This window comes from Mesorhizobium sp. M0676, from assembly GCF_040320535.1.
Classification (GTDB): Bacteria; Pseudomonadota; Alphaproteobacteria; order Rhizobiales; family Rhizobiaceae; genus Mesorhizobium.
Genome location: NZ_JAMYPU010000060.1, coordinates 1 through 12,347, shown reverse-complemented (window position 1 = coordinate 12,347; position 12,347 = coordinate 1). Strand labels below are relative to the sequence as shown.

The following is a 12,347-nucleotide window of genomic DNA, read 5'->3' as shown; positions in this document are numbered from 1 at the left end:
CAACTACGCCCTCAAGCGCGGTCGCCGGTAATGTCCGCTGTCAGGTGGTGGCACAAGTCAACTTTAACGGCCGACATGGGGCGCAAAGCAGCCTTCCGCAGCGTCGAAGTCGAAGAGCCTTGGAGGGCAGAACCCGCCATTTACCAAGCTCAGCTACATGATCCAAACAGTCCCTGCGGTCAGATGCGATGGCGGAGCGCGTCGATGATCACCGCCATCGCAGGGGAGAGCTGTCGCCTGCTCGGATAGTAGAGGTGATAGCCGGCAAAAGGCGGGCTCCAGTCGTCAAGCACGAGCCTGAGGCGTCCATCGGCGATGTGGTGGCTGACGAGGTTTTCCGGGACATAGGCGATCCCGAAACCGCTTGTCGCAGCCTCGATCATGGGAATGGACGAATTGAAGGTGAGTTGGCCTTCCACCCGCACACGAAGGTCCCGGCCATCCCTGGCGAATTCCCAGGCATACAATCCGCCGAACGTCGCCTGCCGCATATTGATGCAGTCATGATCGACCAGGTCCTGGGGCGCGGTCGGAACCGGATGGCGGGAAAAGTAGTCCGGCGAAGCCACGGCCACGAGCCTCCAATCCGGCCCGATGCGCACTGCGATCATATCCCGGTCGATGCTCTCGCCAAGCCGCACGCCTGCATCGAAGCGCTCCTCCACAATGTTCTTCATGCCGTTGTCGCTGTAGAGCTCGATCCGCACGTCTGGATTGTCGTTGAGCAAGGGCTGGAGCTTCGGCCAGACGGTCGTCTGCAGCGCATGGTCGGACAGGGTGATGCGGACCGTTCCGGAGGGCTTGTCGCGAAAGGCCACCAGGCTTGCGAGGTCGGATTCGATTTCCTCGAAGCGGGGAACAAGAGATTGGAATAGTCGCTCGCCGGCCTCGGTCGGAGAGACGCTCCGCGTCGTACGCGTCAGCAGGCGGACGCCAAGGCGAGCTTCAAGCTCCTTGATTGTCGAACTCAGGGTCGACTGCGAGGTTCCGAGCTTGGCCGCCGCCCTGGTGAAACTGCGCTCCCGGGTGACCGCCACGAACCAGAGCAGATCCTTCATGCCATCGCGCTGCATAGGGCACCTCCCGCCGGACATTCATATCATGAGCAGATAAGTCCATGCGGATTACTTAGTCTACTTAAATGGGTTCCCCTGCAATATCTTCTGGCAGCGATGGCGGCTGATCCGTCCGGCCGCTTTGCCAGGATGCCAATCATGGAAACGACATACGACACAAGGCTGGTCGAAAACCGCACCGCATGGGGCGCAGTGTTGTCGATGGCGTTGTGTGTTTTCGTGCTCATCGCGTCGGAATTCATGCCGGTCAGCCTGCTGTCGCCGCTAGCGGCCGATCTCGGCATCACCGAGGGTCGCGCGGGACAGGCGATCTCGATTTCGGGCGCTTTCGCCGTCGTGACCAGCCTGCTGGTCGCCGGCCTCACGCGCCACATCGACCGCCGACTGGTCGTGACCGGCTTCACCCTCCTCCTCATCGTGTCCGGTCTGGCTGTCACCTTCGCGCCGAACTACGCGTTGCTCATGGTCGGCCGGGCGCTGCTCGGCATCGCGATCGGCGGGTTCTGGTCGATGTCGACCGCGGTCGTCATGCGCCTCGTGCCGCAAGACATGGTTCCGAAGGGTCTCGCCATGCTGAACGCCGGCAATGCCATTGCGGCCACCATCGCCGCGCCGCTGGGCAGTTTTCTCGGCGCCTATGTCGGCTGGCGCGGCGCTTTCTTCCTCGTCGTGCCGTTTGGCCTCCTGGCGCTGGCCTGGCAGTGGACAAGCCTGCCGGCGCTGCCCCCGCGCCGGAGGAAGCGTGCCGGCAATCCGCTGGCGCTGCTCGGCCGTCTTCCCGTCGCCACCGGCATGGCGTCGATCATGATGCTGTTCATGGGCCAGTTCGCGCTCTTCACCTATCTGCGGCCCTTCCTCGAGAACGTCACCCGGCTCGACATCGCCGCCCTCTCGGCGGTCCTGCTGGCGATGGGGCTGGCCGGGGTGCTCGGCACATGGTGCGTCGGCCGGCTTCTGCGCACGCGTCTGTTCAGCATCCTCACCGTCATCCCGCTGGTCATGGCTGCGCTGGCCGCCGCGCTCATCGCCCTCGGTGCACTCCCGGGTCCCACAGCGCTGCTGCTCGTTGCCTGGGGCTTCTTCGGCATGGCCGCGCCGGTTGGTTGGGGCACGTGGCTCAGCCGAACATTGCCGAACGACGCGGAGGCCGGCGGCGGGTTGCAGGTAGCCGTCATCCAGCTCGCCATCACCGGCGGCGCCGCGATCGGCGGCACGCTGTTCGATACGGTCGGCTGGTGGGGGCCGTTCACTCTGGGCGCGGTGCTGCTCTGCGGATCGGCGCTCGCCGCCCTTGCCGCAGCGTATATGGCCCGGAGGTCTTTGCCATGACGATCGAACGTGCGCCGCTCAGCCGCCGGACATTGCTCGGCGCCGCGCTCGCGGCGGCCGCCCTGCCTCGCACAGCCGCCAGCCAGGAAGACCAATCTCCCGTCAGCCAGGAGCCCACCGACATGAAGATCAGGATGATTTTCAACGGCCGCACCATGGCCGCCACGCTCTACGACAATCCGTCGGCGCGCGACTTCTTCTCCATGCTGCCGCTCGACCTCGAGATCGAGGACTACGCCCACAACGAGAAGATCGCCTATCTGCCGCGCAAGCTGACCGAGGAGGGAAGCGGTCCGTTCGCCGACGAGCAGCCCTACGACCTGTGCTATTTCATGCCCTGGGGCAACCTGGCCATGTTCTACGCCGACTACCGCCATCCCGGGCTGATCAGGCTTGGCCGCTTCGACGAGGGCGAGCGGGCCCTGCACATTCGCGGCAAATTCCCGCTTCGCATCGAGCGCATTTGAGGACGCAAAGGAGATCACCATGGACATTCTTCGCGCCGGGACCAGGCCTTCCGGCAAGGGACCGCCTGACTGGTTCACCGGAATGGTGCGGATCGATCCGCTGTTCAATCCCTTCGACGCCGGGCGGGTTCAAGGCGCACAGGTGACCTTCGAGCCCGGCGCCCGCACCGCCTGGCACACGCATCCGCTCGGCCAGACGCTGATCGTCGTCTCGGGCCTCGGCCGCGTGCAGCGCCAGGGTGGCCCGGTCGAGGAAATCCGTCCAGGCGACGTCGTCTGGTTCGCGCCCGGCGAAAAGCACTGGCACGGCGCGTCGCCTCAGACCGCCATGACCCACATTGCCCTCCAGGAGGTCAAGGACGGCAAGGTCGTGGACTGGCTGGAACATGTCAGCGACGCCGACTACGGCACCTGATCTTCTCCCCTCGAAAGGAACCAACATGCTTGCAACCGTTCTTCACAAACCGGGCGACATACGCTGCGAGGAAATCGCCGATCCGAAAATCATGCGGCCGACGGACGCCATCATCAAGCTGTCGGCAAGCTGCATCTGCGGCTCGGACCTGTGGCCCTATCGCGGGCTGCAGCCGGTCGCCGGGCCGATGCATATGGGCCACGAATATTGCGGCATCGTCGTCGAGGTCGGCACAGAGGTGCGCACGGTCCGTCCCGGCCAGTTCGTCGTCGGCTCGTTCTGCCTCTCCGACAACACCTGCCCGCATTGCCGCTTCGGCTTCCAGTCGTCTTGCGTGCAGCGCGAGTTCATGTCGGGCGCGCAGGCGCCTTACGCCCGCGTACCGTTGGCGGATGGCACACTGGTCGCCACCGCCGAAGTGCCGCCGGCCGAACTCATCCCTGACCTGCTGGCTGTGTCCGATGTGCTCGGCACCGGCTGGTATGCGGCCGACGCAGCCGAGGTCCGCGAAGGATCGATGGTGGTGGTGGTCGGCGATGGTGCGGTCGGCCTGATGGGCGTGCTTGCGGCCAAGGAGATGGGCGCCGAGCGCATCATCGCCATGAGCCGGCACGCCAGCCGCCAAAAACTCGCCCGCGAGTTCGGCGCCACCGACATCGTCGCTGAGCGCGGCGAGGAAGGCGTGGCCCTCATCAAGGAACTCACCAAGGGCGTCGGCGCGGACTCCGTGCTGGAATGCGTCGGCACGGGAGAATCCTTCGACCAGGCGCTGGCCTGCTCCCGCCCCGGCGGCACCATCGGCTATGTCGGCGTGCCGCATGGCGTGAACTTCGACGGCCAAAAACTATTCTTCGGCCAGAAACGAATGCTGGGCGGCCCGGCGCCGGTGCGCCGTTTCCTGCCCGACCTGATGGACCGTGTGCTGCAAGGTCGGATCAAGCCCGGCAAGGTCTTCGACCTCAAGCTGCCGTTGGCCGAGGTCGCTGAAGGCTATCGCGCCATGGACGAGCGTCGCGCCATCAAGGTCATGCTTTCGGTGTGAGCAAGATCGGGCGGACGGTCTGTGCGCTCCCACAACTCAGAAAAGGAACAACGACATATGACGATGAGATTGAAGATTGCCGCCCTTGCTCTTGCGCTTTCGGTCGCCACGCCGGCTTTCTCGCAAGAGTCCGCGATCATCGGCGCATGGCGGATGATTTCGCTCGAGGCCGGGGCAGAGGGAAACCTGAAGCCCGTGCCCTATTCCGGCCAGGTCATCTTCACCGAGGCCGGCACCCTCTCGGTGCAGGCGCAGAACCCCGACACCAAGGCGCAGGACACGCCTTACACGGCGAATGGCTACGAAGCCTATTACGGGCCGGTCGCCATCAACGACCAGGACAAGACCTTCGTCATCACAATCGAGTCCTCTCTGGTCCGCAACCTCGTCGGGAAGAGCATGAAACGCAAATTCGAGGTCTCGGACAACAAACTGGTCCTCACGCCGGACAACCCGGCCGAAGGCTGGCGCGTGACCTACGAACGCTACTGATCCGAACAGTTGGGTTGCCGATGGCCAAGATGGCGCGGATTTCAGACCGAAATGGCGTCATGGCGGAACTGGTGCCGATCATGGCGGCTGTCTTCGCCGGCTTCCTGCTGATCGGCCTGGCGCTACCCGTCCTGCCGCTGCATCTTCACCAGCAGCTCGGCTTCGGCCCCTTCGCAGTGGGACTGGTGACGGGCAGCCAGTTCGTCGCCTCGATGCTGTCGCGCATCGGGGCTGGAAACTATGCCGATGGACGCGGCGGCAAGCGCGCCGTCGTCGTCGGCCTCATTGCCGCTGCCCTTGCCGGGTTATTTTACCTCGGCTCGCTGGCATTGCTCGACCGGCCGGTAGCGTCCGCATCGGCGCTGTTCGCCGGACGGGCGGTGCTGGGCGCGTCCGAGAGCTTCATCATCACCGGCGGCGTCGCCTGGGGCCTCTCCGTTGCGGGCGGACAGAACTCCGGAAAAGTCATAGCCTGGGTGGGCACGGCGATGTTTGCGGCGCTCGCGCTGGGGGCGCCGGTCGGATCTGCGCTTTATGCAGCGAGCGGTTTCACCGCGATCGCGCTCGCGACGATCCTCCTGCCGCTGGCGACGCTGCTTGCCATCCTGCCGATGCGCGGCACCGGTGCCGTCGCGAGCAGCGCGCCGCAGTCATGGAGGAGCGTGGCGAAAGGGGTCTGGCTTCCTGGCGTCGGAGCTGCTTTCAGCAGCCTCGGCTATGGTGCTATTCTGGGCTTCGGCGCCCTGCTCTTCGCCGAGCGGGGCTGGCAGCCGGTATGGCTTCCGTTCACGGCCTATGCCGCGTCGCTGATCGTGGCAAGGCTGTGCTTCGGCCACCTGCCCGACAGGCTTGGGGGCGCACGCGTCGCTGTGATCTTCGTTGTGGTCGAGGCGGCAGGGCTGATGCTGATCTGGCTTGCGACCGGGCCTGTTGTCGCCGCGATCGGAGCGGGCCTGACTGGCCTCGGCTACTCGCTGGTCTATCCCGGCCTCGGCGCCGAGGCCGTAAGCCGTCTTCCGTCGCGCAGCCGCGGCCTGGCCATGGGACTCTACACCGTCTTCCTCGACGTGGCGCTCGGCTTCGGCAGTCCGGCGCTCGGCCTGGTCGCTGCGTCGACCGGGCTGCAATTCGTCTTCTTCGCCGTCGCGGCGGCGACGCTTCCGGCGTTGGGCATCGCTCTGCTGCTGGGTCGCCGTAGCGCTCCAAGATAGACAGCTCGCCGGCGTCGTCCGCATGAGGTTCGCTCATATTCTGTTTCCGGGTTGCCACCAACGCTGAAGCCCTCCCCCGCAAGGTGCAGCGAGCGGCCGGCCAAGCTCCCCGCCCAGACACACTCCAGAAACAAAATTCAACAGTTCGGAAAAACCGGCGAAAAGATCGGGTGGCATAAGCTTCCCCGTCGGGATTCCGGGCACTTCCTTTTTGGAAGCCCTCCACCAACAAAATCGCAGCGGCGGCGCAGTGCCTCCTCCAGCGGCGGCACGAACAGCCGGGCGATGCCCGGCGAGGACGAGAAAGTATGGACATGGACTACGATATCGCCGAACTGGACAGCGACGCGGCAACGGCGATCGGCGGCCTGCCAGGCATCGATGCGCTGGCACGGATCGCTCGCGGCCCGACAAGGAACGGCCAGGTCCTGACGGGCGCCGACTTTGCCCGGCAGCCGGGTGAGCGGCTCGATACGGTGTTCGAGCAGCTCGCCGTAACGTTTGCCGCACTGCCGGCGGTGATCTCCGAAGGGCGCGTGTGGACCTATCAGGAGCTGAACAGCCGCGCCAACCAGTTCGCCCGCATGCTGATCAAGCACGGCGTGCGGCCGGGCCACCGGGTCGGGCTCATTCTCGACCGATCGGCGGAAACCTATGTCGCGTTGCTGGCGGTGATGAAGGCGGGGGCTGCCTTCGTGCCGCTGGCCACCGCGTTTCCGCAGGAGCGGATGGCGCTGATCATCGAAGACGCCGCCGTCAGCATGATCGTCACCATCGCCGCCTATGCGTCGCGCGCCGGTAAACTGCCCGTTCCGCATGTGCTGATCGACAGCGCCGCCGCCGAGATTTCCGCGCAGTCGCCCGCGCCGCTGAAGCCGCAGGCGGCCGACGACATTTGCTACATCCTCTATACCTCGGGCACCACTGGCAAGCCCAAGGGCGTGGTCATCACGCACCAGAGCTTCGTCAATTTCATACACGTCGCGGCCGCCTCCTACGGCTACCGGCCGGGCGACCGGGTGTATCAGGGCATGACCATTGCCTTCGACTTTTCCTCCGAAGAGATCTGGGTGCCGTTCGTCGCCGGCGCGACGGTGGTGCCGGCACCTGGCCAGATGCCGCTGGTGGGCGAGGAACTGGCGGATTTCCTGCGCCTCCATGACATCACCTGCATGGCCTGCAGCCCGACATTGTTGTCATCGATGACATCGGACGTTCCCAGCCTGCGCACGCTTTTGGTGGGCGGCGAGGCCTGCCCGCACAATCTGGTGGTGCGCTGGTCGAAGCCGGGCCGGCAGATCCTCAACACCTACGGGCCGACCGAGGCGACCGTCACCGCAACGATGGGGGCGCTGACGCCGGACCGTCCCGTCACAATCGGCGCGCCGTTGCCGACTTACTCGATCGTCATTCTCGACGCTTCGCTGCCGCAACTTGCCGAGCCCGGTGAACTGGGCGAGATCGGCATTGCCGGCATCGGGCTCGCCGTCGGTTATCTGAACCGGCCGGACCTGACCGACCAGAAATTCATCGCCGATTTCGTCGGCCTGCCGAACAACCCGTCGCAGCGCATCTACCGCACCGGCGATCTTGGCCGGATCAACGATAGCGGCGAGATCGAGTATGCCGGGCGCATCGACACGCAGGTGAAGATTCGCGGATATCGCATCGAACTCGGCGAGATCGAGGCGGTGCTGCTCGACCAGCCCGAGATCGCCCAGGCCGCCGTCACCACCTGGGAGATCGAACCCGGCCGCGTCGAACTCGTTGCCTATTACGCGCTTAAAACCGGCGTAGCGGCGGTTTCCCGTGCGAATCTCGCCCAGACGATGAAGCGGCGGCTGCCGGACTATATGGTGCCCGCCTATCTGGAGGAGCTGCCCGCCATCCCGATGACCGTCTCCAACAAGGTAGACCTGCGCCAACTGCCGAAGCCGACGAGCGTCCGGCTTTCGGCCGATCGCACAATGGTGCCGCCCGGCAATGAGGACGAGCGATTCCTGGCGGAAGCGCTGGCCACGGTGCTGAAATTCGACGCGGTGTCGGTCGAGGATCACTTCTTCGACGATCTCGGCGCCAACTCCTTGCTGATGGCGCATTTCTGCGCGCGCGTGCGCACCAGGAAGGAATGGGCGACGACGTCGATGCGCGACATCTATCTCTATCCCACAGTGGCGCGCCTGGCGCTGCATCTGGGGGTAGCGGAGGAGATGACGACGGCAACCAACGAGCCGGTCCTCACCCGCCGGGCCTCGAATTTCGCCTACTGGACCTGCGGCGCGGCGCAGCTTTCGTTCTACGGCCTCTACAGCTACGTGGCGCTCTGGGCGATCAATGACGGCCTCAACTGGATGTATGACGCGCTCGACGATCCGCTGCAGCTCTATATCCGGTGCGTGGCGCTCTCGGCCGCCGTGTTCTTCGGCATGTCGGGCTTTGCCGTCCTTGCGAAATGGGTGCTCATCGGCCGGTGGAAGGCCGAGGCGTTTCCGATCTGGGGCGTGCGCTACTTCCGCTTCTGGGTGGTCAAGACATTGATCCGCACCGCGCCCGTCGTGCTGTTCCGCGGCAGCCCGCTCTACAGCCTCTATCTGCAGCTGCTCGGCACCAAGCTCGGGAAAAACGCCGTCATCGAATCGAAATCCGTGCCCGTCTGCACGGATCTTATTTCCATCGGCGCCAACACCATCCTGCGCAAGGAATCGATGATCCTCGGCTTCAGGGCCCAGTCCGGTTATATCCACACCGGGCCGCTGACCATCGGCCGCGATGCCTTCGTCGGCGTCGGCTCCACGCTCGATATCGACACCAGGATCGGCAACGGCGCCCAGCTCGGCCATTCGTCCTCGCTGCATCGCGGGCAAAGCATCCCGGACGGCGAGCACTGGCATGGATCGCCGGCGGTGCCGACCACGGCGGACTATTGCAAGGTGCGCAATGTCAATCCTTACCAGGTCCGGCGCTTCCTCTATGAAGCGCTGCAGCTGGTCGGCCTGTTTGGCCTTGTCACCCCGCTGCCGCTCCTGTTCCACAGCTACTGGGAATATGTCGGCGACGACTATCAGGAGACGATCGGCCTTGTCGCAATCGGCACCACGGTCACGCTTTTCGGCTATATCGCGGCGGCTTTCCTGGCGGCGACGCTGGTGCCGCGCCTGACCAGCCTCATCTTGAAGCCGGGCCGCACCTACACGCTTTACGGTTTCCGCTACTGGCTGCAGACCGTCGCCGAATTCGCCAGCAATTCCCGCGTGCTCGGGCTCCTGGCCGGCGACAGCTCGGCAATCGTGCACTACATGCGCGCCATCGGCTGGAACCTCAACAGAGTGGTGCAGACCTGCTCCAATTTCGGCTCCAACCAGCAGCACGAAAACCCGCTTCTGTGCGAGATCGGCACCGAGACCATGGTCTCGGACGGGCTGTTCATGATCAACATGCACAAATCCGCCTCGGCCTTCAGGCTCGAGCCGACGCGCATCGGCGAACGCAACTATCTCGGCAACAACATCTATTATCCCCCGGACGGCCGCACCGGCGACAACGTGCTGCTCGGCACCAAGGTGATGATCCCCATCGACGGGCCGGTGCGCCAGAATGTCGGCCTTCTCGGTTCGCCCGCCTTTGAAATCCCGCGCATGGTGAACCGCGACAAGGAGCTTATCGCCGGCGTCGACGAGGCCGACCGGCGCCGGCGCATCCCGCACAAGAACCGCCACAACCTGGTGACCATTCTTCTGTTCCTGGCAACGCAATGGGTCATGCTGTTCGTCACGCTGGCGATCTGGGACCGGGCGCTGAACTACTATACGGAATGGGCGGAGGTCGCCCTGTTCGCCGCCGTGCTTTTGACCTCGGCGATCACTATTCCGTTCTACATTCTGGTCGAGCGGGCAAGCCTTGGATTTGGCCGGCTGAAGCCGCAGATGACGACGATCTACGACGTCGCCTTCTGGCGCCACGAACGCCACTGGAAGCTGGCGGATTCGCCCATCGTGCGCCTGTTCGCCGGCACGCCGTTCCGGCCGATGATCCTGCGCCTGCTCGGCGTCAAGGTCGGCAGCCGGGTCTATGACGGCGGCAGCAATTTGACCGAGCGTTCGCTGGTCGAGATCGGCGACGACGTCACGCTCAACGAGGGCTGCGTGATCCAGGCCCATTCGCTGGAAGAAGGCGCGTTCAAGTCCGATTTCATCCGCATCTGCGATGGCTGCACGCTCGGGCCTTCCGCCTTTGTCCACTACGGCGTGGTGATGGGCAAAGGCTCGATGGTCGATGCGGACTCCTTCGTGATGAAGGGCGAAGAGCTGGAGCCCAACTCGATCTGGCGGGGCAACCCGGCCAAGCTGCATCGCTTCGTCACGCCGGTGCCGGAGGATAGCGTCAAGGCATCGGCTTGATGGGCGCAGACGTCCGTCTCGTTTCGCTGACTGCGGCCAACCGGGCCTTGGTCGCGGCCCTGCAACTGGCCGCGGATCAGATGGATTTCGTCGCCAGCAATGCGGAGTCGCTGGACGAAGCCGAAACCGACGGGGACGCTCGGCCGCGCGTCGTCATGGCAGGGGATCGCGTCGTCGGTTTCCTGATGTACGAGGCGCCGGAGGACGACGACGAGGCGCGGATCTACCGCTTCATGATCGATCGCGTCCATCAGGGCCAAGGCTACGGCAAGGCCGCTTTGCGCGAAGTGCTGGATGAAATCATGCGGCTCGGCCACATCAGCCACGTTTCGATCTGCTACGAACCTGGGAATGAAGCGGCACGCCGCCTCTATCGCGCTGCCGGTTTCGTCGAAGAAGGGCCCGACGAGGACGGGGAAATGATCGCCGACCTCGCTCTGCGGGGCGAACAGCCATGACGCGCCGGCTCGATGCCGGCGCCAGCCTGTCGGCGCAGTTGCTGGCGGCGATGGCCGCCATGGCACCGGCCGGCGTTCGGATCGGATGCCGCACGATCCGCGAAGGCGATGAGAACCATTTGCTGCCGCAGGAAGCACGCTCCATCCCGTCACGCCTGCCGCTGATGCGGCGGGCGAGTGGCGCGGCGCGGTGGATCGCGCACGAGCTGCTGGCGGATATGGGCTTGAACGACGTCGCTATCCTCCGCGGCTCCTCCGGCGCACCGGTATGGCCTCATGGAGTAACGGGGTCGCTGGCTCACGACGACGAGATAGCCGTGGCGGCCGTCGCGCCGCTCTCCCACATCGCCTCGCTCGGCATCGATATCGAGCCCGCTTTGCCCCTGCCCGACGACATCTTCGCGCTGGTTGCAGTCCCCGCTGACCGGATCGACGCAACCGACCCGTATCTTGCCGGTCGCATCCTTTTTGCCGCCAAGGAAGCTGTCTACAAGGCCGCCTACCCGCTTGATGGCGAAGTGCTGGGCTATGAGGACATCACCGTCGATCTCGACGCAAGCGACGCTGTGACGAAGACGGGCCGCAGAGCGAGACTGGTTTACTGCGTTGCTCCGTGTGTGGTCGTTCTGGCGTTTGTCGATGGTGTCCGAAGCGCCCCCCTTTAAGCGCGATGGGCCAGCGCCCGACAGCAACGCCTGCTCAACAAAGCGCTTTTTTTTCGCAGAGCGGTCGCAAAAGGCTCACACGGTTCGTCCTTTGACAGAAGAAGGAGAGCGCCATGAGAAACCTTATTATCACCGAGTTCATCAGCATCGATGGCATCGCCGAGGTCGAGAAGCTGCCCAGCGTGACCTGGAACGATGAGATGCAAAGGTTCAAGGAGGACGAGCTTGCCGACAGCGGGGCCATGCTTCTGGGGCGCACGACCTACGAGATTTTTGCCGGCTCTTGGCCCAAGGAAACCGGAGACTTCGCCGACCGGTTCAATGCGCTGCCGAAATATGTCGCGTCGACAAGCCCGAAGGCACTCGACTGGAAACCGGCCGAGTTGCTGAAGGGTGTGTTGCCGGAAGCGGTTCGGGCGCTGAAGCAAGGCAGCGGCGGCAACATCTATGTGCATGGCAGCCTGAGCGTCGCGCGGGAATTGCTGCGCCATGGTCTGGTCGATCGCGTCAGGCTGCTGAGCTACCCTGGCTCCGTCGGGGAGGGCAAGAAGCTGCTCCCGCCCGATATGCCGGTGGCGTTGGAGCCGATCTCGACCGTACAGTTCAGCAATGGCGTGGTGGCGCTGGAATATGCGGCTGGGAAGGTGTGAGACGCTGGTGGTGTAATCTCCCCCTTGGGGGAGATGTCGCCGAAGGCGACAGAGGGGGTCGGGGTAGTGTGCTGAGAGTTCTGCAAATTCGCTGAGAGAGGGCGGTCATGGCAGGCTGGTGATGTTCAACGTCACCGATTCCCTG

At 64.6% G+C, this 12,347-nt stretch carries 11 protein-coding genes; 10 read left to right on the top strand and 1 reads right to left on the bottom strand.

Features of this window, described 5'->3' with window-relative positions; all coding sequences use genetic code 11:
• Positions 1–179: 179 nt before the first annotated feature.
• Entirely contained in the window at positions 180–1,073 is an 894-nt protein-coding gene (locus NKI35_RS30855) for a LysR family transcriptional regulator (protein WP_352742568.1), read from the bottom strand.
• A 141-nt stretch (positions 1,074–1,214) separates the two neighbouring features.
• Here NKI35_RS30855 and NKI35_RS30850 point away from each other — a divergent pair, with 141 nt between their 5' ends.
• The 10 genes from NKI35_RS30850 to NKI35_RS30805 all read left to right on the top strand — a co-directional run bounded on the left by NKI35_RS30850 (position 1,215) and on the right by NKI35_RS30805 (position 12,202).
• Entirely contained in the window at positions 1,215–2,405 is a 1,191-nt protein-coding gene (locus NKI35_RS30850) for an MFS transporter (RefSeq protein ID WP_352742566.1), read from the top strand.
• Positions 2,402–2,872, top strand: a complete 471-nt coding sequence (locus NKI35_RS30845) for a cyclophilin-like fold protein (protein ID WP_352742564.1) — start codon at positions 2,402–2,404, stop codon at positions 2,870–2,872. Before NKI35_RS30850 ends, NKI35_RS30845 begins: the two co-directional genes overlap by 4 nt.
• Before the next feature lie 19 nt (positions 2,873–2,891).
• Positions 2,892–3,287 carry a (R)-mandelonitrile lyase gene (locus NKI35_RS30840; RefSeq protein WP_352742562.1) on the top strand — a complete coding sequence of 132 codons (396 nt, stop codon included), beginning with the start codon at positions 2,892–2,894 and terminating at the stop codon, positions 3,285–3,287.
• Positions 3,288–3,312: 25 nt separating this feature from the next.
• Positions 3,313–4,329: a zinc-dependent alcohol dehydrogenase family protein gene (locus tag NKI35_RS30835; protein WP_352742560.1), complete on the top strand. Its 1,017-nt coding sequence runs from the start codon at positions 3,313–3,315 to the stop codon at positions 4,327–4,329.
• Between the two features lie 57 nt (positions 4,330–4,386).
• Positions 4,387–4,821 carry a lipocalin-like domain-containing protein gene (locus tag NKI35_RS30830; protein WP_352742558.1) on the top strand — a complete coding sequence of 145 codons (435 nt, stop codon included), beginning with the start codon at positions 4,387–4,389 and terminating at the stop codon, positions 4,819–4,821.
• A gap of 29 nt (positions 4,822–4,850) precedes the next feature.
• Positions 4,851–6,032, top strand: coding sequence for an arabinose transporter (locus NKI35_RS30825; RefSeq protein ID WP_352742556.1), 1,182 nt, complete (start codon positions 4,851–4,853; stop codon positions 6,030–6,032).
• A 308-nt stretch (positions 6,033–6,340) separates the two neighbouring features.
• Positions 6,341–10,429 (top strand): Pls/PosA family non-ribosomal peptide synthetase, encoded by a 4,089-nt coding sequence (locus NKI35_RS30820; RefSeq protein ID WP_352742554.1) that lies wholly within the window; start codon positions 6,341–6,343, stop codon positions 10,427–10,429.
• Positions 10,429–10,887: a GNAT family N-acetyltransferase gene (locus NKI35_RS30815; protein ID WP_352742552.1), complete on the top strand. Its 459-nt coding sequence runs from the start codon at positions 10,429–10,431 to the stop codon at positions 10,885–10,887. Before NKI35_RS30820 ends, NKI35_RS30815 begins: the two co-directional genes overlap by 1 nt.
• Entirely contained in the window at positions 10,884–11,552 is a 669-nt protein-coding gene (locus NKI35_RS30810; protein WP_352742550.1) for a 4'-phosphopantetheinyl transferase family protein, read from the top strand. The genes NKI35_RS30815 and NKI35_RS30810 overlap by 4 nt, the downstream gene beginning before the upstream one ends.
• 113 nt (positions 11,553–11,665) lie before the next feature.
• Positions 11,666–12,202, top strand: coding sequence for a dihydrofolate reductase family protein (locus NKI35_RS30805; RefSeq protein ID WP_352742548.1), 537 nt, complete (start codon positions 11,666–11,668; stop codon positions 12,200–12,202).
• Positions 12,203–12,347: the final 145 nt, after the last annotated feature.

What these genes read in the sequence shown, in the direction of transcription:
- NKI35_RS30855 (WP_352742568.1), bottom strand. Translation starts at nt 1,073, where the DNA reads ATGCAGCGCGATGGCATGAAGGATCTGCTCTGGTTCGTGGCGGTCACC.
- NKI35_RS30850 (WP_352742566.1), top strand. Translation starts at nt 1,215, where the DNA reads ATGGAAACGACATACGACACAAGGCTGGTCGAAAACCGCACCGCATGG.
- NKI35_RS30845 (WP_352742564.1), top strand. Translation starts at nt 2,402, where the DNA reads ATGACGATCGAACGTGCGCCGCTCAGCCGCCGGACATTGCTCGGCGCC.
- NKI35_RS30840 (WP_352742562.1), top strand. Translation starts at nt 2,892, where the DNA reads ATGGACATTCTTCGCGCCGGGACCAGGCCTTCCGGCAAGGGACCGCCT.
- NKI35_RS30835 (WP_352742560.1), top strand. Translation starts at nt 3,313, where the DNA reads ATGCTTGCAACCGTTCTTCACAAACCGGGCGACATACGCTGCGAGGAA.
- NKI35_RS30830 (WP_352742558.1), top strand. Translation starts at nt 4,387, where the DNA reads ATGACGATGAGATTGAAGATTGCCGCCCTTGCTCTTGCGCTTTCGGTC.
- NKI35_RS30825 (WP_352742556.1), top strand. Translation starts at nt 4,851, where the DNA reads ATGGCGCGGATTTCAGACCGAAATGGCGTCATGGCGGAACTGGTGCCG.
- NKI35_RS30820 (WP_352742554.1), top strand. Translation starts at nt 6,341, where the DNA reads ATGGACATGGACTACGATATCGCCGAACTGGACAGCGACGCGGCAACG.
- NKI35_RS30815 (WP_352742552.1), top strand. Translation starts at nt 10,429, where the DNA reads ATGGGCGCAGACGTCCGTCTCGTTTCGCTGACTGCGGCCAACCGGGCC.
- NKI35_RS30810 (WP_352742550.1), top strand. Translation starts at nt 10,884, where the DNA reads ATGACGCGCCGGCTCGATGCCGGCGCCAGCCTGTCGGCGCAGTTGCTG.
- NKI35_RS30805 (WP_352742548.1), top strand. Translation starts at nt 11,666, where the DNA reads ATGAGAAACCTTATTATCACCGAGTTCATCAGCATCGATGGCATCGCC.